Annotated in this window: 19 protein-coding genes; 10 read left to right on the top strand and 9 right to left on the bottom strand. The window is 68.8% G+C overall.

All coding sequences use genetic code 11. The features are described 5' to 3' along the window. Positions 1–109: 109 nt before the first annotated feature. The gene (locus tag AAD027_RS14855) at positions 110–625 is read left to right on the top strand and encodes a 2OG-Fe(II) oxygenase (RefSeq protein ID WP_341726807.1); all 516 of its coding nucleotides are present in this window, start codon (positions 110–112) and stop codon (positions 623–625) included. On the opposite strand, the gene AAD027_RS14850 is transcribed toward AAD027_RS14855, so the two are convergent. Continuing rightward, positions 610–2,391: a tetratricopeptide repeat-containing sulfotransferase family protein gene (locus tag AAD027_RS14850; protein ID WP_341726806.1), complete on the bottom strand. Its 1,782-nt coding sequence runs from the start codon at positions 2,389–2,391 to the stop codon at positions 610–612. The two genes, AAD027_RS14855 and AAD027_RS14850, sit on opposite strands and share 16 nt — an antisense overlap. A 513-nt stretch (positions 2,392–2,904) precedes the next feature. Here AAD027_RS14850 and AAD027_RS14845 point away from each other — a divergent pair. Then, positions 2,905–3,786: a helix-turn-helix domain-containing protein gene (locus AAD027_RS14845; RefSeq protein ID WP_341726805.1), complete on the top strand. Its 882-nt coding sequence runs from the start codon at positions 2,905–2,907 to the stop codon at positions 3,784–3,786. 336 nt (positions 3,787–4,122) lie between these two features. On the opposite strand, the gene AAD027_RS14840 is transcribed toward AAD027_RS14845, so the two are convergent. The 3 genes from AAD027_RS14840 to AAD027_RS14830 all read right to left on the bottom strand — a co-directional run bounded on the left by AAD027_RS14840 (position 4,123) and on the right by AAD027_RS14830 (position 6,307). Next, on the bottom strand, positions 4,123–5,508 hold the full coding sequence (locus tag AAD027_RS14840; RefSeq protein WP_341726804.1) for an NAD(P)(+) transhydrogenase (Re/Si-specific) subunit beta: 1,386 nt from the start codon (positions 5,506–5,508) through the stop codon (positions 4,123–4,125). Continuing rightward, a complete protein-coding gene (locus AAD027_RS14835; protein ID WP_341726803.1) occupies positions 5,505–5,915 on the bottom strand; it encodes a hypothetical protein in 411 nt (136 codons plus the stop codon). Before AAD027_RS14835 ends, AAD027_RS14840 begins: the two co-directional genes overlap by 4 nt. 89 nt (positions 5,916–6,004) lie before the next feature. Then, positions 6,005–6,307, bottom strand: coding sequence for an NAD(P) transhydrogenase subunit alpha part 2 (locus AAD027_RS14830; protein ID WP_341726802.1), 303 nt, complete (start codon positions 6,305–6,307; stop codon positions 6,005–6,007). A 302-nt stretch (positions 6,308–6,609) separates the two neighbouring features. On the opposite strand from AAD027_RS14830, the gene AAD027_RS14825 reads away from it, so the two are divergent. Genes AAD027_RS14825 through AAD027_RS14815 form a run of 3 tightly spaced genes read left to right on the top strand, consistent with a single transcriptional unit; the run spans position 6,610 to position 8,014 of the window. Next, the gene (locus tag AAD027_RS14825; protein ID WP_341726801.1) at positions 6,610–7,182 is read left to right on the top strand and encodes an RNA polymerase sigma factor; all 573 of its coding nucleotides are present in this window, start codon (positions 6,610–6,612) and stop codon (positions 7,180–7,182) included. Beyond that, positions 7,179–7,580, top strand: a complete 402-nt coding sequence (locus AAD027_RS14820) for a hypothetical protein (protein WP_341726800.1) — start codon at positions 7,179–7,181, stop codon at positions 7,578–7,580. The genes AAD027_RS14825 and AAD027_RS14820 overlap by 4 nt, the downstream gene beginning before the upstream one ends. Then, complete coding sequence (locus AAD027_RS14815; RefSeq protein WP_341726799.1) at positions 7,577–8,014, top strand: DUF3106 domain-containing protein; 438 nt, start codon at positions 7,577–7,579, stop codon at positions 8,012–8,014. Before AAD027_RS14820 ends, AAD027_RS14815 begins: the two co-directional genes overlap by 4 nt. A gap of 111 nt (positions 8,015–8,125) precedes the next feature. Here AAD027_RS14815 and AAD027_RS14810 read toward each other — a convergent pair whose 3' ends face one another. Continuing rightward, positions 8,126–9,256 (bottom strand): NAD(P) transhydrogenase subunit alpha, encoded by a 1,131-nt coding sequence (locus tag AAD027_RS14810; protein WP_341726798.1) that lies wholly within the window; start codon positions 9,254–9,256, stop codon positions 8,126–8,128. 115 nt (positions 9,257–9,371) lie between these two features. Further along, positions 9,372–11,690 carry a DUF1631 domain-containing protein gene (locus AAD027_RS14805; RefSeq protein WP_341726797.1) on the bottom strand — a complete coding sequence of 773 codons (2,319 nt, stop codon included), beginning with the start codon at positions 11,688–11,690 and terminating at the stop codon, positions 9,372–9,374. A gap of 152 nt (positions 11,691–11,842) precedes the next feature. Between AAD027_RS14805 and AAD027_RS14800 the strand changes: the two genes are divergently transcribed. From AAD027_RS14800 to AAD027_RS14790, 3 genes are read left to right on the top strand one after another with little or no spacing between them, the layout of a single operon-like run. Beyond that, entirely contained in the window at positions 11,843–12,427 is a 585-nt protein-coding gene (locus tag AAD027_RS14800) for a nitroreductase family protein (RefSeq protein WP_341726796.1), read from the top strand. 11 nt (positions 12,428–12,438) lie between these two features. Next, the gene (locus AAD027_RS14795; RefSeq protein ID WP_341726795.1) at positions 12,439–13,341 is read left to right on the top strand and encodes a 5'-3' exonuclease; all 903 of its coding nucleotides are present in this window, start codon (positions 12,439–12,441) and stop codon (positions 13,339–13,341) included. Between the two features lie 54 nt (positions 13,342–13,395). Next, the gene (locus tag AAD027_RS14790) at positions 13,396–13,962 is read left to right on the top strand and encodes an NUDIX hydrolase (RefSeq protein WP_341726794.1); all 567 of its coding nucleotides are present in this window, start codon (positions 13,396–13,398) and stop codon (positions 13,960–13,962) included. Positions 13,963–14,149: 187 nt separating this feature from the next. Here AAD027_RS14790 and AAD027_RS14785 read toward each other — a convergent pair whose 3' ends face one another. From AAD027_RS14785 to prmC, 3 genes are all read right to left on the bottom strand, one after another. Further along, entirely contained in the window at positions 14,150–15,043 is an 894-nt protein-coding gene (locus AAD027_RS14785) for a dienelactone hydrolase family protein (RefSeq protein WP_341726793.1), read from the bottom strand. An 88-nt stretch (positions 15,044–15,131) separates the two neighbouring features. Further along, positions 15,132–16,073: a prolyl aminopeptidase gene (gene pip / locus AAD027_RS14780; protein WP_341726792.1), complete on the bottom strand. Its 942-nt coding sequence runs from the start codon at positions 16,071–16,073 to the stop codon at positions 15,132–15,134. A 222-nt stretch (positions 16,074–16,295) separates the two neighbouring features. Further along, complete coding sequence (gene prmC, locus AAD027_RS14775; protein ID WP_341726791.1) at positions 16,296–17,144, bottom strand: peptide chain release factor N(5)-glutamine methyltransferase; 849 nt, start codon at positions 17,142–17,144, stop codon at positions 16,296–16,298. A gap of 425 nt (positions 17,145–17,569) precedes the next feature. On the opposite strand from prmC, the gene ahpC reads away from it, so the two are divergent. Both ahpC and ahpF read left to right on the top strand, forming a co-directional pair. Next, positions 17,570–18,133, top strand: coding sequence for an alkyl hydroperoxide reductase subunit C (gene ahpC, locus AAD027_RS14770; protein WP_341726790.1), 564 nt, complete (start codon positions 17,570–17,572; stop codon positions 18,131–18,133). 231 nt (positions 18,134–18,364) lie between these two features. After that, positions 18,365–19,945 carry an alkyl hydroperoxide reductase subunit F gene (gene ahpF, locus AAD027_RS14765; RefSeq protein WP_341726789.1) on the top strand — a complete coding sequence of 527 codons (1,581 nt, stop codon included), beginning with the start codon at positions 18,365–18,367 and terminating at the stop codon, positions 19,943–19,945. Positions 19,946–19,949 lie beyond the last annotated feature (4 nt).

Genomic DNA, 19,949 nt, shown 5'->3' with positions numbered 1-19,949 from the left:
CGTGGACGAGGCGGCCGCACTTCCGGGTGCGGCCGCCTTCGGGGGAGCGGACCTTCGCCATTTCGTCCGCATCTACGATGCGGACCTGCCGCCCGCCGTCTGTGCGCGGATGATCCAGTCGTTCCATGCGCTGGAACGGCTGCAGCGGCGCAATGGCCGTGGCGTGCGCGCGGGTCTCGAGCAAAGCGCCTGGACCGAACTGGACGTCGGCCGCCATGCGGATGCGGGGTTCGTGCGGTTCTTCAGGCAGCGGATCCGCGACGCGCTGGCCCGCTACAACCGCGACATCGCGTTGCCGATCGACGTACCGGACAGCCCCCTGCTGGCGCCGCTGGTGATGAAACGCTATGCGGCCGAACGTGCGGAAGGGTTCCAGCTCCATTTCGACTCGATCGGCGACGTGTGCGACCGCTATCTGGTGTTCCTGTGGTACCTCAACGACGTCGATGACGGCGGCACCACGGACTTCCCGCTGCTGGACCTGAAGGTGACGCCGCGCAGGGGAAGGCTGTTGATGTTCCCGCCCTACTGGATGTACCAGCATCGCGGCTGCCCCTCGCCGTCCCGGGACAAGTACATCCTGTCCACCTACCTGCGCTTCCCGCGGACTCATTCCAGCGAATAGCCGTAGCGTTCCGCCCACGGCGAAAGCAGTTCCAGCACATCTCCTTCGAAGTACCGGCGATATCCCCGCCAACGGTGGACGGCGGCGGCGTCGACCGGACGGATCACCTGCGCATAGCTGGGTGTGCGGATGCGCTCGGCCTGCCGCCGCGCCCGCTGGTGGAAATCCCGGAACCCGTCGCACCAGGGGAATCCCAGGAAACGGACGACGCCCTGCATGGTCCCCTCGAAATCCGCCACCAGGTCCTCGTAGCGGAGCGCATGGATGGCGCAGCCTACCCGTTGCTTCTGCTCTTCCCAGTAGGACATCACCTGCGCATAGGCCTGGGCCGTGGATGCCAGCGAGGCGAACGCCAGCGCACCTCCGTTCAGCCCGAAAGCCTGCATGTAGCAACTGAGGACGACATCGCAGGGATGCCGCAGCAGGCACAGCGTGTGCGATGCGGGGAACAGGCGGGCGATGTACGGGATACGGGTGAGCGACAGCGGATACTTGTCCAGCAATCTCCGGCCGTCGTCGCGCGTGTGGTCGGCCATGCCATGCCAATACATGGCGCGCAGTGCCGCCAGCCGCTCCGGCGCGATCGCGTCCAACCGCGCCAGCAACGGCAGGGATCCCTGGCCTGCGGATTGAAGCGAAGCGATGACGTCCTCGAGCACCGGCTTCTCCTCGGCCACGCGGATATCTGGATGCATCGCCAGGATGTGCTGCAGCAACGTGGTGCCGGAACGCGGAAAGCCGACCAGGAACACGGGATCCCGCGGGCCGCCATCGGGCAAGGGACGTCGCCAGCGATCCGGTGCCGGCGCATGCAGGCGCTGATCCAGCCAGCCCAGCCGCATCGTCCTGTCCGTGCCGGGATGGCGGCAGGCGAATGCCCGGCGCGCGTTTCCGTGCGCGTGCGCCAGTGCCGACATCGCCGCATCGGGATCGCCAAGCTGGTCGTGCAACCTGGCTGCCTCGAAATGAAGCTGTGCCGACATCTCGTCCCCACTCTGGAGAGAAAGCGCACCGCGCACGCTGTCCAATGCCGCCCGGGCCTGACCATTGCGGCGCAGCAGGCGCGACATCGCCAGCGCACGCATCGGCGCGTCGGCCTGGGCATCCCGTACGGCCCGCAGTTGTTCGCCTGCCTCGTCCAGGCGATTGAGCCGCTCGAGCAGGAGCACGTACTGCAGGCGAAGCAAGTCGTCCCCCGGCGATTCCTCGAGACAGGCGCGGAACAGCCGCGATGCGTCTTCTTCCAGGCCGCACTGCGCCAGCACCCAGGCAGCGCCCCGCCGTTGCGTGGACGAAAGGGCATCGGTGTCCACGCCCGACATGCAACGGCGCGCCTCGTCGAAGCATTCCATCTCCACCAGGTACTGGGCCCACCCGAGCGCCACGTCCGGCGCCCGCGGTTGCGCGCGATACGCGCGGCCCAGGCGTTGGCCCGCTTCACGGAAACGCCGCGAGGCCAGCAGCGCCAAACCATGCCCCAGCCAGCAGGCGATGCCATCCGCGCCCAGTCTTTCCGCCTCGTCGAAAGCACTGATGGCGCCTGCCGTATCCGCACATGCCAGCCGGGCATTGCCCAGATTGATCGCATGCGCCACTTCGAACGGCTGCATGGCATGCAGCCGTTCGAACAGCGGCACCGCCTCGTCGGGCCGTTCTTCTTCCACCAATCGGAAAGCCTGCGCCAGGAGCCGGTCCGCGTCGGCCCGCGCTCTGTCTTCCATGCCAATGGGCAACGGCTCGAAATGATTGTTCACTTCATGCTTCATCCACGCACCCTCGACAGGCGGCCATGGTCGAATCTGGCACGAACGCTGGCGTCCGGGGCATGGATTGGCACCCTCACAGCGCATCGCTTTGGCCCTTGAACGCTGGGTCCCATGCATGCCGGGCTTTGCACGCACGGCGTCGTCGCCCAAGGCGCTGCCGATGCACAACCAAGCCGCAGCCGCGGCGCACCGAAGTGGCTCCCCGGGCACCGCGCGCCGAGGCCATGGGTGGGAACCTGCGCACGTCCACTACGCCGCACTCTCTCTCCGGCCAGACTGAACGCCAGTTCCCCCACAGAGGAACGTCCGCGTAATCGCCCGTGGACATGCCCGGCAATGCCGGGCTTTCTTTTCCGGCCCCTGCCGGCTTGCCGGTGCCGCCGGCCACCGACGCGCGCACGCTCGATTGGCCCTTGCCGCCATGGCGGAATTGGTTCTCAAAGCCGCGCCATGCGCTGACTAAAGTGGCCTCAAGGCAACGCATGGCACGCATGCGGACAGAGGGCCACTCAGATGCGGATACTCCATCACAGCCTCCGTTTCGGCGACAGCCTCAACCTGATCCGGCTGTCGCCGGACAGCCTCCATCTGCTGCATGCGCGCGGCCGCGGCATCCAGGTCGACGCACCCGCGGGCTGGGTGTCGCTGTGGTGGCCATTGCATGGGCGGATCGGATTGACGGCGACGGGCAGCGAATGGACCCTGCCTGCCCGCCACATGCAACTGTGGCGCGATGGCGCATTGCGCTGCCGCGCGCTCGGCCCGCAGGCCTGGCTGGCGCTCGCGGGTCCGGCCGCACTCTGGGACGGCAGCGCGCTGGCGCACGAGAAGGACCTGCCCCTGCTGCTGCCGTGGCGGGGCAGCGCGGGACGCGAGGTCGTCGGCCTGTTCGCGCGGCTGGCGCGCGGGGACCATGCCGGATCGAACCGGCCCGCGGGCGATCCCGCCACCCTGTTCCCGGCGCTCTGGTCCGCCCTGGCGGATCGCCAGCACGAACTGCAGGCACGGCTGCCGCGCTGCAACGGACGGACACTGGCCCGGCGCCAGCAGACGCTGCTGCGCCTGCTGCGCGTGCGGCACGCCATCGAATGCAATCCCGACGTACGGCTGGACCTGGAATGCCTGGCGAAGGCGGCGAACTATTCGCCCTGCCATCTGATCCGCATCTTCCGCGGCGTGTTCGACCAGACGCCTTCGGAGTACGCCGCGCGCCTGCGCGAGCAACAGGCCTGGGAGATGGTCAGCGGCACCGGCCTGCCCATCTGCGAGATCACCGAGATGCTGGGCTTCGAGAGCCAGAGCGCGTTCTGCCGCGCGTTCAAGAACACCTTCGGCCAGACCACCTCCGAAGTGCGCCGCAGCATGCAGCACGATGGGCAGGCGGTGGCGGCCTGAAAGCGAGCGGGAAGTCGTGCGCTACGCGCCCTGCAAGTCGGCGGCTTCGCCGCCTGTAAGAACCTGTTCACGATCTCGAAAAAGGAGTTCGTCATTCCGGCGAAAGCCGGAACCCAGCGACTTTCATTGAGTCGACACGAGCATTCCGAAGAGCCAAAGACACTGGGTTCCGGCTTTCGCCGGAATGACGGGTCTTTTTCCTCGAATACCGGCCGCGCTTATCGAGATCGTGAACAGGCTTTAAGACGCAAGGAAAAGCGCCGTTGCTCCTGACTCGCAGGCGGCGAAGCCGCCCGACCTCCCTCTTTGCAGGCCGCGCAGCGGCCGACTTCCCCGCTAATGCCCGCCGTCGAGGGCCTTGAGCTCGCTCACCAGCGCGCTCGCCATCTCGGCGCCGTCGCCGTACAGCATGCGCGTGTTGTCGGCGTAGAACAGCGCGTTCTCGATGCCGGCGAAGCCGGTGCCCTTGCCGCGCTTGATGACGATGGTGTTCTTGCTGTTGACCACATCGAGGATCGGCATGCCGTAGATCGGCGATGCGGGGTCGGTCTTCGCCACCGGGTTGACCACGTCGTTGGCGCCGATCACCAGCGACACGTCGGTGTTGGCGAACTCGGGGTTGATGTCGTCCATGTCGGCGATCAGGTCGTAGGGCACGCCGGCCTCGGCCAGCAGCACGTTCATGTGGCCCGGCATGCGCCCGGCCACCGGGTGGATGGCGAACTTCACCTTCACCCCGCGCTCGATCAGCCGCTGGGTCAGTTCCCAGATCTTGTGCTGCGCCTGCGCCACCGCCATGCCGTAGCCCGGCACGATCACCACGCGCTCGGCGTAGGCCATCATCGCGGCGACGTCGCCGGCCTCGATGGGCTTCTGCGCGCCGGTGATCTCCTGCGCCTGCCCACCGCCGCCGAAGTTGGAGAACAGCACGCCGCTGATCGGCCGGTTCATCGCCTTGGCCATCAACCGCGTCAGCAGGATGCCCGCCGCGCCCACCATCATGCCGGCGATGATCAGCGCCTCGTTGCCCAGCACGTAGCCCTCGAACGCCACCGCCAGCCCGGTCAGCGCGTTGTAGAGGGAAATGACCACCGGCATGTCGGCGCCGCCGATGGGCAGCGTCATCAGCACGCCCAGCGCCAGCGCGGCGACGAAGAACGCGATGATCCACGGCACCCCCAGCGACCAGATCACCACGCCGCCCAGCGCCACCGCGCCCAACGCCACCAGTGCGTTGAACACCTGCATGCCCGGGAACGCGTAGCGCTTGTCCATGCGCCCGTCCAGCTTGGCCCAGGCGATCACCGAACCCGACAGCGACACCGCGCCGATCAGCGAACCGATCACCGCCAGCACCAGCGTCACCATCGAGGGTGCCGTGCCGGCACCGGAGAACTTCAGCAGTTCCACCGCGCCGATCGCCGCCGCCGAACCGCCGCCCATGCCGTTGTACAGCGCGACCATCTGCGGCATGTCGGTGATGGCCACCTTCTTGCCGGAGATCCACGCCGCCGCCGTGCCGATCACGATGGCCGCCAGGATCAGCGGGATGTTGTGCAGGTCGGGCAGGAAGAACGTCGCCACCGTGGCGATCACCATGCCCAGGCCGGCCCAGCGGATGCCGCTGCGCGCCGTGGTCGGCGAGGCCATGCGCTGCAGGCCCAGCAGGAACAGGGTCGCCGCGACGAGATAGCTCAACTTGACCAGCGCCAACAGGCTCATGCATCCGTCTCCTGCGCCGGATGCCCTGCATCCGGCGGGTTCTTGTCCAGTCGATGGTGTTCGAACATCTCGATCGCGGTCTTGAGCAGCCCGAACATGCCCAGGCCCACGGCGAAAAGGCCCATCGACAACTGGTTGATGGCGCTCGTGCGCGACAAGTAGCTGCCCAGCAGGCCGACAAGGATCATGCCGAAGGCGAGGATGGCGAGGACCCAGAGCATCACGGCGCCCTTGAGCGGGCTTTGCCAGACCTTCCGCGAGATGTCGTTCTGGGTCTTGGTCGGGTCCTGCAGCGAGGACAGCCCGACCCCGACCCCCATGTAGAGCAGCGCGTAGTTCCAGGCGTCCAGCATTCCGACGAAACCCGTCAGGTAGGGCTTGAGCGCGTAGCCCAGCGCCACCAGCATGAAGGGATACTGCAGGTAACTGACGATCTGGAATACATCCCTGGCACTCGTCGGCCGCGACGCGGGCCGCGGAACGGAACGACCCTCGATCATTGCGCGCTCCGCCCCGGCTTCTTGCTGCTCTTGAACATCTCCAGCATGCGCTCGGTGACCACGTAGCCGCCGGCGGCGTTGCCCGCGCCCAGCAGCACCGCGACGAAGCCGACCACCTTCTCCAGCGTGGTGTCGGCGTGGCCCAGCACCACCATCGCGCCGATCAGCACGATGCCGTGGATGAAGTTGGAACCGGACATCAGCGGGGTGTGCAGGATGACCGGCACCCGGGAAATGATGACGTGGCCGGCGATGGCCGCCAGCATGAAGATGTACAGCGCCACGAACCCGTCGCTCATCCGCTCCCCCATCCTGTCCAGTTTGTCGGCCCCGGCACCGGAAGGGCACGCGGCGGTTCCCCGCATCATAACCGCACCTGAATCCATTGGGTGCCACGCCCCGGCATGTCAACCGAAGGCCGACGCGGGCGTTTCCCTCCCTGCAACTCCCTCCAAGGACCTCCGCCATGGAACGCATGCATCCAACGGGTTTGGCCATGCCGCCATCGGGCGCCGTGGACACCGACGATTGCAGCCAGCGCACTAACCGCCGGCCGCGGCGCCCGTCGTTGGGGCCGCCGTCACCGGGCCGCGGCTAAGCTATGTTGGTGAGTACCGCGCCCGACCTGTCGCTGGAAACCACGTCGCCACCGCCGCGCGCGGCGGCGACGCTGGACGTGTTCCTGGCGGAGATCGGCCCGCGCGCGTTCCGTTTCGCCGAGGCCGGCCTGCGCCATCGCGACGACGCGCTCGACGCGGTGCAGGACGCGATGATGAAGATGCTGGCCTACCGCGAGCGCCCGGCGGCGGAATGGACCCCGCTGTTCTGGAGCATCCTGCGCCGCCGCATCGTGGACCTGCAGCGCCGCGCCGGCTTCCGCCTGCGCTGGCTGCTGCCCACCGGCGATCGCGGCGAGGAAAGCGTGGTGGACTGGACGCCCGACCACGCCGCCGGCCCCTCGCAATCGCACGACCAGCGCGAAACCTACGCACGATTGGTGCAGGCGTTGCGCGGACTGCCCGCACGCCAGCGCGAAGCGTTCACCCTGCGCGTGCTGGAGGAACTGGACGTGGCCGATACCGCGCGCGCCATGGGCTGCTCGGAAGGCTCGGTGAAGACCCACCTTTCGCGCGCCCGCGAAGCCCTGCAGAAGCAACTCGAGGAATTCCGATGACTCCGGTCGAAGACACCCACGCCCGCCTCGACGCACAGGCACGGCGACTGCATGCGACGGCGCTGTCGCAGGTTTCGCCGCAGACGCTGTCGCGCCTGCGCGCCGCGCGCCATGCCGCGCAGGCCACCGACGCACCCGCGCGCGCCGGACACTGGCGCTGGTTCGCCGCGACGACGTTCACCGCCGTGCTGGCGGTCGGCATCGGCCTGCAGCTGATGCCTGCGGACCCTGCCCTCCCCCCGGCCGGCGAACAACCCGCCGCGCCCGCCATCGCCTCGTCCACCGGCACGCAGCAGGACGACTTCGACGCCGCCACGTTGCTGGACGAAGATCCCGATCTCTATCTCTGGCTGGCCTCCGTCGAGGCGCAGCCGCTGGCCATGGAGTCCATCCCATGAAACACCTCGCCTCACTGACGCTTCTTCTCTTCTCGATATTGCTGTCCGGCAACGTGCTGGCGCAGGACGCCGCCACGCCGCCGGAGTGGGACAAGCTGACGCCGCAGCAGCGCGAGGCGCTGATCGCGCCCGTGCGCGAGCGCTGGAACCGCGAACCCGAGGAACGCGCCCGCATGCTGGAACGCGCGCAGCGCTGGCAGTCGATGACGCCGGAACAGCGCAAGCAGGCGCGGCACGGCATGAAGCGCTTCGAGCGCATGAACCCCGAGCAGCGCAGGCAGGCCCGCGCCCTCTACGAACAGATGACGCAGCTCACCCCGGAGCAGCGCGACGAACTGCGCGAACGATGGAAGACCATGACGCCCGCGCAACGCGACGACTGGATGCGCAAGCACGCACCCAAGGATGCGAAGCCGGCCCCGCCGCGTCCGTGACCCTGGAGTCCCGTCCACTGCAGGAGCGGGCCATGCCCGCGATCATCGCGATGCGTGGTTGCCTTGGAAGTTCATCGCGCCAGAGGTCGCTCCTGCGGACAGGGCAGGTTCCTACGCCGCTCCCGCCGCCGGGGATTCCGTCACGGGTGCCGCTTCTGAAGGCCGCTCCGGCCATACCGTCTTCGCCAGCAGCTCGTCGTCCCAGTCGAACTGCAGCGCGCCGTCCCTGACGAACAGCGAGACGAAGTTGAGCACGTTGCGCGCATACATCTCGCTGGCGTGCACGGCGCCCAGGCTGGCCAGGTTCAACGGGCCGGCGATGGTGACGCCGCCATGATCGAAGGTGTCGCCGGGCCGGGTCAGTTCGCAGTTGCCGCCGGTCTCGGCGGCCAGGTCCACGATCACGCTGCCGGGCTTCATGCCTTCGGCCATCGCCGTCGAAATGATCTTGGGCGCGGGTCGGCCGGGAACGGCCGCGGTGCAGACGATCACGTCGATGCCTTTGAGATGATCGGCCAGCCGTTGCTGCTGGACCGCGCGTTCCTCGTCGGTCAGCTGGCGCGCATAGCCGCCCTCGCCCGCCGCGCTGACGCCCAGGTCGAGGAACTTGCCGCCCAGCGATTCGATCTGCTCGCGCGTTTCCGGGCGCACGTCGAAGCCTTCCACCTGCGCGCCCAGCCGCCTGGCGGTGGCGATGGCCTGCAGGCCGGCGACGCCGGCGCCGACGATCAGCACCTTGGACGGACGGATGGTGCCGGCGGCGGTGGTCAGCATCGGGAAGAAACGCGGCGCCAGCTGCGCGGCGATCAGCACGGCCTTGTAGCCGGCCATGCCCGCCTGCGAACTCAGCACGTCCATCGCCTGCGCGCGCGTGGTGCGCGGCAGCTTTTCCAGCGGGAACGACTGGATGGAACGCGCCTGCAACGCCTCGGCGCGCGCCACGTCCGCCTGCGGCTGCAGCATGCCCACCAGCGTGGCGCCCGGCTTCAGCCGCGCGATATCGGCGGGGGGCGGCGGCTGCACGCACAACACCAGGTCGGCCGCGTCACGCGCATCGCCATCGTCCAGCCGCGCGCCCGCATCGGCGTAGGCCTGGTCCACGAAACCCGCGCCGATGCCGGCACCGCGTTCCACCGTGACCTGAGCGCCGGCCGCCAACAGTTTCCTGACGGTCTCCGGGGTGGCCGCCACGCGGCGCTCGCCGCTCGCCGTTTCCTTCAGTACCCGAACCTCGACCGCCATGCGCCCCTCGTCTTAAGGTCATCCGTGGGCCGATGCTAGCAAATGCGACGCGGCGCAGTGGGCATCGCGCGGGATGGCATGCAGGAAGGCCGCCGATCCCGGGCGGCGGGCGGCCTCAGACCCGCGCGGCAGGCGCGGCAGCCGGTTCCAGGCGGTCGATCACGCCCTGCATGGCGCTGTCGAAGGCGTCTTCGCTCTGGTGGGTGCGCAGGCGGCCCAGCCGCACCATCGCGGCCAGTTCTTCCGGCGAGGCCACGCAGAAACGCACGCCGCGGCGGTTGACGAACAGCAGGCGCGAGGAGATCGGGCTGACCCACGACAGCTTGCCCGGCTGCACCTTGTTGTCCTTGTCGATGAAATCCAGCCAGGTGCCGATTTCCAGCTTGCGGAAGTGATCGGCGTCGGTGTGGTCGAATTCCAGCGTGTCCGTGCCGGCCACCAACTGCATCGGCATGCTCGCTTCCTCGACCGCCGGCTTGGGCAGCACCACCTGCGGCAGTTCCGGCAACGCCTTTTCCAGGTCCGGGCGCGACGCGGCGACGGCCTGCAGCGTGTCGTGCAGCGCATCGACCGCGGCGCTGGCCGCGTCCTGGTTCATGCCGACACTGGAGAAGACCTTCTGCAGTTCCGGGCGCCAGGCCTGCAGCCACGGCTTGCCGACGATGTGGCGCTGCGCCTCGGACAGTTCCTCAAGCAGGCCGTCGGCCACCAGCAACGCCTCGGCCAGGCCGCCGCCGTCCTCGCCTTCGCGCAGCACGGTCATGGTGACGTGGTGCGCCCACGGCTGGCGCAGGAAATCCTCGATGGCCTGCGGCACCCGGCGGTCGGCCAGGCGGGCATCGAGTTCGGCGTTCATGCGCGCGCGCGCGGCTTCCAGGCGTTCCTGGCCGCGCTGGATCTCGGCGGCGCGGCGTTCGGCGATCTCGATGCGGCGGCGGTGCTGGTCCAGGAAGGCGCGGAATTCCTCTTCCAGGGTCAGGAAGATGGCGAGGTTCTCGTTGAACTCGGCCACCAGCCGGTCCACCACTTCCTCGACCTTGGTCAGCAGCGTGCGCTCGGCGGCGCTCTCGCCGTTGTTGCCTTCGCAGGCCTCGGCCAGCACGTTGAGCAGGCGGCGCGCGGGGTGGGTCTTCTGCACGAACATGCGCCGATCCAGCAGCGCCACTTTCACGAACGGCACCACCAGGCGGCCGATCAGTTCGCGCGGGCGGCCTTCCAGGTCGCGCTCGTCCAGCATCACGTCGAACAGCATGCCGACCAGGTCGATGGCGTCCTCGTCCACCGGCGCCAGCCGCGCGGTCGAGGGGTCCACGCCCAACTGGGTGGCGTTGCTGAGCACTTCGTTCTTCAGGCGCTGCGCCAGCGACTCGCCGTTGTCCCCGATGGCCGCGCGCAGCGTGGCGCTCGGCGAGGCCTGCAGCAGCGACAGCACCGACAGCATTTCGCGCTGGGAAAGATCGCGCTGCCCGTGCGCGGCGGGACGGGGCGCTTCTTCAGGTGCGGGCTCGCGCCCGCGGCGGGATTCCTGCAGCAGGTGGTGCAACGCTTCCAGCAGGACACCCTGCGCGCCGGGCGCGGGGGAATAGCCGGGCGGCACGTCGCCGAAACCCGCCATCTGCGGCGGGCCGCCGGAGGTCGCCTGCAATCCGCGACTGACGCCGGCCATGCGGTTGACGAAACGGGCCGCCCACGCCGGGGCGCCCAACTCGTCCGCCTGGTCCAGCTCGTCCGCTTCTTCTTCCAGCGGCGCCTGCGCCGGCTGCCGCTGGGCGCGGCGCGCCGGCATCTCGGGCATCACGCCAGCCTGCGCCAGGCGCTGGTCCAGCGCTTCGTAGACGCGGGCGATGCCCGGCACGAAATCGCGTTCGCACAGCTTGATGACGACCAGCCGGACTTCCGACGCCAGGTCGCAGGTGGCGAAGGCCTGCTGCACGGCCACGCCGATGTGCTCGGGCCCGATCGGGCTGTGCTCGGCGTCCAGCACCAGGTTGCCGGCGATCCAGCCCAGCCGGCGGTCCAGCCGCAGCAGCACCGGCTTGCATTCGCGCAGGATCACGCTGGCCAGGTTGCGCGCGGCCAGGCGGGATTCCAGTTCCTGCTCCGACACCAGGCTCAGGGTGTCTTCGCGGGTATGCGCCAGCACGTTTTCCATCGAGATCGGTTCGCCGTCCTCCAGCGACTGCCACGCCTGCAGCAACTGGGCGCGGAAGCGGGCGATGATCTCCTCGCGGCGGCGGCGCAGTTCGCGCATCGCGTCGAGGAAGGCCATCTGCGAGGGACCGGCGCGCTCGGCGCGGTCGAACAGGGCATCGTCGAAGCGGCCCAACGCCACGGCGAAGCCATCGACCAGCGGCGGGATGGCCGCATCGCGTGCCTGCTCGAGCAGGCGTGCGTCCCGCCCGGGGCGGTTGGCGAGGTTGGGGGCGTTCGACATGCGCAAGGTTCCCCGCCTTGGCAGGCGAAAGGAGTTCGGGGGACGCGGAGAGTATCCGCCACGCCATCGTAGGAAATCCACCTACGGGGCAACCGTGATGGCCTCTGCACTTTGGTGCCGTGCAATACGATGCGACACGGTAAACTTGATCCATGTCGCTTCCAACCCCCCTGCAGTTCCTCGACGCCCGCCGTTCGGTCCCCTCCAGGCAGCTGGGCGAACCCGGCCCCGACCCCGCCACCCTGCAGCGCATGCTGGCCTCGGCCGTGCGCGTGCCGGACCACGGCAAGCTGGTGCCGTTCCGCTTCATCCGCATCAGCGGCGACGCCCGCCATGCGCTGGGCGAAGCGCTTGCGGCACGCACCTTGCATCTCGACCCGGGTGCGCCGCCGGCCGCCATCGAGAAGGACCGCGCCCGCTTCTCGCATGCGCCGCTGATCGTCACCGTGGTGGCGCGGCTGACGCCCGGCCACAAGGTGCCGGAACAGGAACAGCTGCTGACCGCCGGCAGCGTCTGCTTCGCGCTGCTGCAGGCCGCGCAGGCGCTGGGCTTCGGCGCGCAGTGGTTGACCGGCTGGATGGCCTACGACGACGCCATCGCGCGCACGCTGGGGCTGGACGCCAACGAAAAGGTCGCCGGTTTCATCCACATCGGCACGCCGCTGCTGGAAGTGCCCGAACGCGAGCGCCCCGACCCCGCCACGCTGCTGAGCGACTGGACCGGCGACCGCGCGTAGCCGATGCCCCGATGAAGCCCCTCTACCTCGTCGACGCCAGCCTGTACGTGTTCCGTGCGTGGCACTCGATGCCGGACGAGTTCCAGGATGCGGACGGCTGGCCGACCAACGCGGTGCACGGCTTCGCCCGCTTCCTGCTGGAGCTGCTGGAGAAGGAACGCCCCCAGCACATCGCCATCGCCTTCGACGAAGCGCTGGACAGTTGCTTCCGCAACCGCCTGTATCCCGCCTACAAGGCCAACCGCGATCCGGCGCCGGAGGAACTGCGCCGCCAGTTCACCCATTGCAAGGCGCTGTGCGCGGCGCTGGGCCTCAACGTGCTGGCGCACGGCGAATACGAAGCCGACGACCTGATCGGCAGCGCGCTGCACGGCGCGCGGCCGGACGGCTTCCGCGGCGTGATCGTCTCGGCCGACAAGGACCTTTCGCAGCTGCTGATGGACCACGACGAACAATGGGATTTCGCCCGCGGCCAGCGCTGGGGCATGAACGGGGTGAAGGCGCGCCATGGCGTGGAGGCGCGGCAGATCGCCGACTACCTGGCGCTGACCGGCGACGCGGTGGACAACATCCCCGGCGTCACCGGCATCGGCGCGAAGTCCGCCGCGGTGTTGCTGGCCCATTTCGGCGACCTGGACACCTTGCTGGCGCGCGTGGACGAGGTGCCGTTCCTGCGCCTGCGCGGCGCGGCCACCCTGGGCCTGCGGCTGCGCGAGCAGCGCGAACACGCGCTGCTGTGGCGCCAGCTCACCACCATCGCGCTGGATGCCCCGCTGGACGGGATCGAACCCGGCTACACCCGCGCCAGCGCCGATCCCGGCACCCTCAACGCCCTGTCCGACGCCCTGCGCTTCGGTCCGATGACGCGGCGCCGGTTGCGCGTGGCGGCGGGGCTGGAAGAACCCGGCTACTGAGGCCGTCGCGCACGCGCCTGTAAAACGTCACGTCCAACCGCTAGCATCGGGACCATGACCGACGCACCGTACCCGAAACGCACCGCCCAGCCCCGCATCGTCTACGAAGGCAAGTACCAGCGCATGGTGGTGCGCGGCACGTGGGAATACGCCGAGCGCGTGCACGCCGGCGGACTGGCCGCGATCATCATCGCGGTGACGCCCGAGGACAAGGTAGTGTTCGTGGAGCAGTTCCGCGTGCCGCTGCAGGCGAACACCATCGAGATGCCGGCCGGACTGGTAGGCGACATCCATGCCGGCGAATCCATCGAGGTCTCGGCGATCCGCGAGCTGGAAGAGGAAACCGGCTGGACGGCGGAACATGCCGAAGTGCTGATGATCGGCCCCACCTCATCGGGCAGCAGCAGCGAGAAGATCGCCTTCGTGCGCGCCACCGGCTTGACCAAGGTCGGCGAAGGCGGCGGCGACGGCGACGAGGACATCACCGTGCACGAGGTGCCGCGCACGCAGGCCGCCGCCTGGCTGGTGCAGAAGATCAACGAAGGCTACGAACTGGACGCCAAGCTCTGGGCCGGCCTGTGGATGATCGACCACGACCTGGACGGCACACCGCGCACCTGATCTCCCGTTGTGGGAGCGACGCGAGTCGCGACCGAAACCCGTGAAAGCAAGGAAACCACGGATCACGCGGATTGCCACGGATAAGGCACGAAAGGCTTTATCCGCGTTCATCCGCGTGATCCGTGGCTTGCGTTCTGTTTTGCGGTCGCGACTCACGTCGCTCCCACGGGAAGCGGGAGGGGCGGGGTTATTGCAGGTGCTGGCGGAAAAAATCCAGGGTGCGCTGCCAGGACAGTTCGGCGGCGGCCTGGTCGTAGCGCGGCGTGGTGTCGTTGTGGAACCCGTGGTTCACGCCGGGATAGAAGTACGCGACATGCGCCACGCCGGCCTGCTTCAGCGCCTGTTCGTAGGCGGGCCAGCCTTCGTTGACGCGCGTGTCCAGTTCGGCGAACTGCAACAGCAGCGGCGCGCGGATGCGGGCGGCTTCCTCGGCCGTGGGTTGGCCTCCGTAGTAGGGCACGCCGGCGTCCACGATGTCCGGCAGGCGCGAGGCCAGCAGGTTGGTCAGCAGGCCGCCGAAGCAGAACCCCACCACGCCCAGCCTGCCGTTGCCGCCCGGCAGGTCGCGGGTGAAGCGCGCGGCGGCCTCGAAATCGGCCACCACCTTCGCCCGGTCGAGCTCGGCCTGCAATGCGCGGCCTTCGTCGTCGTTGCCGGGATAGCCGCCCACGGGGTACAGCGCGTCCGGCGCGAACGCGACGAAGCCGGCCACCGCCAGGCGGCGGGCCACGTCCTCGACGTAGGGATTCAGGCCGCGGTTCTCGTGGATCACCAGCACCGCCGGATGCCGGTCCCCGCCCTTCGGCATGGCCAACAGACCGCGGCCCTCGCCATGCCCCTGCGGCGAAGGGAAAGCGCGGTACGCCGTCGTGATGCGCGGATCGTCCGGTGCCACCTGGGTGGCGAAGGCGTACCGCGGCGTCAGTGCGCCCAGCAATGCCGCCGCCGTCGTGCCGCCCACCGCGAAGCGGGCCGCGCCCGACAGGAAACCGCGCCGGTCGATGCGTCCATGCACGTAGTCGTCGTACAGGTCCAGCACGCGCGGGTCGAACTCGCCCGCATGCTTGCGTTCAAGGTCCATCATGGTCTCCGGTTGCGGTGGAACACGGATTGCGGGAGGAAACGTGCCGCGGCTCGCGCCATCGCATGGATGCCCCCGCGGGGCGGAATCAGGCGAACGCGTCCGTCGCGCGCACCAGTGCGTCGATGTTCTCCGCCTCGAACGCGGAATGGCCCGACGCCGGGGTGATTTCCAGTGTCGACTTCGGCCAGGCCTTGTGCAGTTGCCATGCATTGGCGACCGGGCAGACCACGTCGTAGCGGCCATGCACGATCACGCCGGGGATATCGGCGATGCGGCCGGCGTCGCGCAGCAACTGGTCCTCGACTTCGAAGAAACCGCCGTTGACGAAGTAGTGGTTCTCGATGCGCGCGAACGCCAGCGCGAACTCGGCGTCCTCGTGCCCGCTGACGAAATCCTTGTCCACGTGCAGGAAGCTGGTGGCGCCTTCCCACACGCTCCACGCGCGCGCTGCGGCCAGCCGCACCTCGGCGTTGTCCGAGGTCAGGCGGCGGTGGAAGGCGGAGATCAGGTCGTGGCGTTCCACCGGCGGGATCGCGGCCAGGTAGTGCTCCCACGCATCGGGGAACAGGCGGCTGGCGCCTTCCTGGTAGAACCATTCCAGTTCCCAGCGGCGCAGCATGAAGATGCCGCGCAGCACCAGTTCGGCGACGCGCTCGGGATGCGTTTCGGCGTAGGCCAGCGCCAGTGTGGAACCCCAGCTGCCGCCGAACACCTGCCACTTCGGGAGGCCCAGCTTTTCGCGCAGCTTCTCGATGTCGGCCACCAGGTCCCAGGTGGTGTTGTCCACCAGGTCGGCGTGCGGCGTGGAACGGCCGGAGCCGCGCTGGTCGAACAGCACGATGCGGTACCTGGCCGGGTCGTGGAAGCGCCGCATCTTGGGGCTGCAACCGGCGCCGGGGCCGCCGTGCAGCAGCACCACCGGCTTGCCGTCGGGGTTGCCGCACTGTTCGTAGTACAGCGTGTGGCGATCGTCGACCTTCAGCGTGCCGGTGTCGAACGGCGCGATGTCGGGATACAGCGTGCGCATGGGCAAGGTGTCCTATGGCGTAAAGACGGCTAGTTTAGCCGCAGACCATGACCCTGCCGTGCATGCACGCAGGAGCGCCCCATGGGCGCGATGCTTTTCCGCGACGGATCCAAGAGCATCGCGCCCAGGGGTGCTCCTGCATGGTGCCGGTGCGGGTAGGAGCGGGCCATGCCCGCGATGCTTTCCGTGGGGATCCAGGAGCATCGCGCCCATGGGGCGCTCCTACGGCAGGCGGCCCAGCGTGACACGGTCGCGGTGTTCCAGGTCCTGCGCGGTGTCCACGTCCATGAAGCCCGCCTGCCGCAGCAATGCGCGGATGGATTCGCCCTGCTCCCAGCCGTGTTCCAGCAGCACCCAGCCGCCGGCACGCAGGCATCGCGGTGCAGCGGCGACGATCTCGCGGATCGCCGCCAGCCCATCGGTGCCGGAGGCCAGCGCGCCGGCTGGCTCGAAGCGCAAATCGCCCTGCCCCAGGTGCGGATCGCCTTCGGCGATGTAGGGCGGGTTGCTGGCGATCAGGTGGAAGCGCTCGCCGGACAGCGGCGCCAGCCAGCTGCCGCGGCGGAACTCGACGTTGGCCAGGCCGTGCGCGGCCGCGTTGTCGTGCGCCACCCGCAACGCGTCGTCGCTCGTGTCGGTGGCGACGACGCGCGCCCGCGGGCGTTCGCTGGCGATGGCCAGGGCGATGGCGCCGCTGCCGGTACCCAGGTCGGCGACCCGCAGCGGCGCGTCGCCGGGAAGCCGCTCCAGCGCAAGCTCCACCAGCCGTTCGGTCTCCGGGCGCGGGATCAGCGTGGCCGGTGTGACCCGCAGGTCCAGCGTCCAGAAGCCGCGTCGGCCGACCAGGTAGGCGACCGGTTCGCCCGCCGCGCGACGGGCCAGCAAGGCCTCGAAGGCGACCGCCTGGTCCGTCGTCATCGGGTCGGTGCCATGCGCGAACAGCCACGCGCGGTCGCGGCCCAGCGCGTGCAGCAGCAGGTGTTCGGCCTCGTGGCGGGCCTCGGGGCCGGCGAGCCGGGCCGCGCCATGGCGTACCGCCGCGTCCAGCCGGAGCGGTAGGGGAAAAGTCATCGGCCTCATGGTACCCGGGCCGGCCCTTTCCGCCGCTGGACTGCGGCAGCGCACCATCATCACGCCCTATGGCGTATGGAGGCGGCGGATGGTGCCGCACGACCATCCGCTGGCCCGGCCCGACTCGTCCGGCAGCGCGCGATATGCCGAATACCCCGTCCCCTGGCCTGACCGACCACACCGGTACGGCGGACCACGCCCTTGAATTTCCCTTGTCGATCCGCAACTTGCCGTCAGGCAGGCGGCCGGCATCGGCCCGCACTGGCCCATCCGGCACTGTCTGCGGCGGCCAACGACAGCGGCCCCATCACATTGATAGTTAGAAACTATCTATTCAATGTCATCAATCGATTTGAAATATCAATAGACCCTGCCTACCATGGCGCCATCGTTTCACCACACCCACTCCACTACGAGGATCACCGATGTCCCTGATCAACACGCAAGTCAAGCCGTTCAAGGCGACCGCCTTCCACAACGGCGAGTTCATCGAAGTCACCGACGCCAGCCTGAAGGGCAAGTGGTCCGTGGTGGTGTTCATGCCGGCCGCGTTCACCTTCAACTGCCCGACGGAAGTGGAAGACGCCGCCGACAACTACGCCGAGTTCCAGAAGGCCGGCGCCGAGGTCTACATCGTCACCACCGACACGCACTTCTCGCACAAGGTGTGGCACGAGACCTCCCCGGCGGTGGGCAAGGCCCAGTTCCCGCTGGTCGGCGATCCGACCCACCAGCTGACCCGCGCGTTCGACGTGCACATCGACGAGGAAGGCCTGGCCCTGCGCGGCACCTTCATCATCAATCCGGAAGGCGTCATCAAAACCCTCGAGATCCACGACAACGCCATCGCCCGCGACGTGTCCGAGACCCTGCGCAAGCTGAAGGCCGCCCAGTTCGTCGCCGCCAACCCCGGCCAGGTCTGCCCGGCCAAGTGGAAGGAAGGCGCCCAGACCATCGCCCCCTCGCTGGACCTGGTCGGCAAGATCTGAGCAATCCCTGTCCGCCCCGAGCGGACACACGCGACACGCATCAAGCAACACCGCAATCCGCCATCTCCGGGCGCGCAGCGCGCCCGGAGACTGGCCAGGACACCGCAAGGCGTTTGCAGCAGCGGCTTGTGCCGCTACCGGTTCCCCTCCCCGCCGGCACTCTCTCTCTCCCGGCACAGGCCGCTTCTGCAAGCGCCCCCCCTCCCCCACGCCATCCACGGAGCCGTTCCCATGTTGGACGCCAACCTCAAGACGCAACTGAAGGCCTACATGGAAAAGGCCGTGCGCCCCATCCACATCACCGCCCGGTTGGACGACAGCGACAGTTCTGCCGAACTGCAGGCGCTGCTGAAGGATCTGCAGGACGTGTCGGACAAGATCAGCGTCACCGAACAACGCGGCGGCGAACGCACGCCTTCGTTCTCGCTCGCCTCGCCCGGCCAGGACATTCACCTGACCTTCGCCGGCCTGCCGATGGGGCACGAGTTCACCTCGCTGGTGCTGGCGCTGCTGCAGGTGGGCGGCCACCCCTCCAAGCTGGCGCAGGACGTGATCGAGCAGATCGCATCGCTCGACGGCGATTACGCGTTCGAGACCTATTTCTCGCTGTCCTGCCAGAACTGCCCGGACGTGGTGCAGGCGCTGAACCTGATGGCCGTGCTGAACCCCAACATCAAGCACGTCGCCATCGACGGCGCGCTGTTCCAGTCGGAAGTCGAGCAGCGCCAGGTGATGTCGGTGCCGACGGTCTTCCTCAACGGCGAAGTCTTCGGCGCCGGCCGCATGGGCGTGGAAGAGATCGTCGCCAAGCTGGACACCAATTCCATCGCGCGCGAAGCCGAGAAGATCAAGGCCAGGGCGCCCTACGACGTGCTGGTGGTCGGCGGCGGCCCCGCCGGCGCGGCGGCGGCGATCTATGCCGCGCGCAAGGGCATCCGCACCGGCGTGGCGGCCGAGCGCTTCGGCGGCCAGGTGCTGGACACCATGGCCATCGAGAACTTCATCTCCGTGCCCTACACCGAAGGCCCCAAGCTGGCCGCGGCGCTGGAACAGCACGTCAAGGACTACCAGGTCGACGTGATGAACCTGCAGCGCGCGGAGAAGCTGGTGCCGGGCAAGGAATTCGTCGAGGTGCAACTGGCCAACGGCGCCACGCTGAAGGCGAAGACGGTGATCCTGTCCACCGGCGCCCGCTGGCGGCAGATGAACGTGCCCGGCGAGAACGAATACCGCAACAAGGGCGTGGCCTACTGCCCGCACTGCGACGGCCCGCTGTTCAAGGGCAAGCGCGTGGCGGTGATCGGCGGCGGCAACTCCGGCGTGGAGGCGGCCATCGACCTGGCCGGCATCGTCAGCCACGTCACCCTGGTGGAGTTCGACGGCAAGCTGCGCGCCGACGAAGTGCTGCAGCGCAAGCTGCGCAGCCTGCCCAACGTGCGCATCGTCACCAGCGCGCAGACCACCGAGGTGCTGGGCGACGGCGGCAAGGTCACCGGCCTGGTCTACAAGGACCGCGAGGGCGGCGATTCCCACCGGGTGGAACTGGAGGGCATCTTCGTGCAGATCGGCCTGCTGCCCAACACCGAATGGCTGAAGGGCAGCGTGGCGCTGTCGCCGCGCGGCGAGATCGAAGTCGATGCGCACGGCCGTACCTCGGTGCCCGGCGTGTTCGCCGCCGGCGACGCCACCACGGTGCCGTACAAGCAGATCGTCATCGCCATGGGCGAAGGCTCCAAGGCCGCGCTGAGCGCCTTCGACCACCTGATCCGCACGTCGGCGCCGGTGGAAGTGGCGGACGCGGTGGCGGCCTGAGCCC

Origin of the sequence: Pseudoxanthomonas putridarboris, assembly GCF_038321125.1 — a bacterium.
Taxonomy (GTDB): domain Bacteria; phylum Pseudomonadota; class Gammaproteobacteria; order Xanthomonadales; family Xanthomonadaceae; genus Pseudoxanthomonas_A; species Pseudoxanthomonas_A putridarboris.
Note: the sequence above shows the minus strand (reverse complement) of the source record. Positions and strands in the feature narration are given on the sequence as shown.

What these genes read in the sequence shown, in the direction of transcription:
- AAD027_RS14815 (WP_341726799.1), top strand. Translation starts at nt 7,577, where the DNA reads ATGAAACACCTCGCCTCACTGACGCTTCTTCTCTTCTCGATATTGCTG.
- AAD027_RS14800 (WP_341726796.1), top strand. Translation starts at nt 11,843, where the DNA reads ATGTCGCTTCCAACCCCCCTGCAGTTCCTCGACGCCCGCCGTTCGGTC.
- AAD027_RS14855 (WP_341726807.1), top strand. Translation starts at nt 110, where the DNA reads ATGATCCAGTCGTTCCATGCGCTGGAACGGCTGCAGCGGCGCAATGGC.
- AAD027_RS14805 (WP_341726797.1), bottom strand. Translation starts at nt 11,690, where the DNA reads ATGTCGAACGCCCCCAACCTCGCCAACCGCCCCGGGCGGGACGCACGC.
- AAD027_RS14785 (WP_341726793.1), bottom strand. Translation starts at nt 15,043, where the DNA reads ATGGACCTTGAACGCAAGCATGCGGGCGAGTTCGACCCGCGCGTGCTG.
- AAD027_RS14835 (WP_341726803.1), bottom strand. Translation starts at nt 5,915, where the DNA reads ATGCTGGTGGCGCTGGGCTACGCGCTCAAGCCCTACCTGACGGGTTTC.
- ahpF (WP_341726789.1), top strand. Translation starts at nt 18,365, where the DNA reads ATGTTGGACGCCAACCTCAAGACGCAACTGAAGGCCTACATGGAAAAG.
- AAD027_RS14790 (WP_341726794.1), top strand. Translation starts at nt 13,396, where the DNA reads ATGACCGACGCACCGTACCCGAAACGCACCGCCCAGCCCCGCATCGTC.
- AAD027_RS14840 (WP_341726804.1), bottom strand. Translation starts at nt 5,508, where the DNA reads ATGAGCCTGTTGGCGCTGGTCAAGTTGAGCTATCTCGTCGCGGCGACC.
- AAD027_RS14810 (WP_341726798.1), bottom strand. Translation starts at nt 9,256, where the DNA reads ATGGCGGTCGAGGTTCGGGTACTGAAGGAAACGGCGAGCGGCGAGCGC.
- AAD027_RS14845 (WP_341726805.1), top strand. Translation starts at nt 2,905, where the DNA reads ATGCGGATACTCCATCACAGCCTCCGTTTCGGCGACAGCCTCAACCTG.
- AAD027_RS14825 (WP_341726801.1), top strand. Translation starts at nt 6,610, where the DNA reads ATGTTGGTGAGTACCGCGCCCGACCTGTCGCTGGAAACCACGTCGCCA.
- AAD027_RS14850 (WP_341726806.1), bottom strand. Translation starts at nt 2,391, where the DNA reads ATGAAGCATGAAGTGAACAATCATTTCGAGCCGTTGCCCATTGGCATG.
- prmC (WP_341726791.1), bottom strand. Translation starts at nt 17,144, where the DNA reads ATGACTTTTCCCCTACCGCTCCGGCTGGACGCGGCGGTACGCCATGGC.
- ahpC (WP_341726790.1), top strand. Translation starts at nt 17,570, where the DNA reads ATGTCCCTGATCAACACGCAAGTCAAGCCGTTCAAGGCGACCGCCTTC.
- pip (WP_341726792.1), bottom strand. Translation starts at nt 16,073, where the DNA reads ATGCGCACGCTGTATCCCGACATCGCGCCGTTCGACACCGGCACGCTG.
- AAD027_RS14795 (WP_341726795.1), top strand. Translation starts at nt 12,439, where the DNA reads ATGAAGCCCCTCTACCTCGTCGACGCCAGCCTGTACGTGTTCCGTGCG.
- AAD027_RS14820 (WP_341726800.1), top strand. Translation starts at nt 7,179, where the DNA reads ATGACTCCGGTCGAAGACACCCACGCCCGCCTCGACGCACAGGCACGG.
- AAD027_RS14830 (WP_341726802.1), bottom strand. Translation starts at nt 6,307, where the DNA reads ATGAGCGACGGGTTCGTGGCGCTGTACATCTTCATGCTGGCGGCCATC.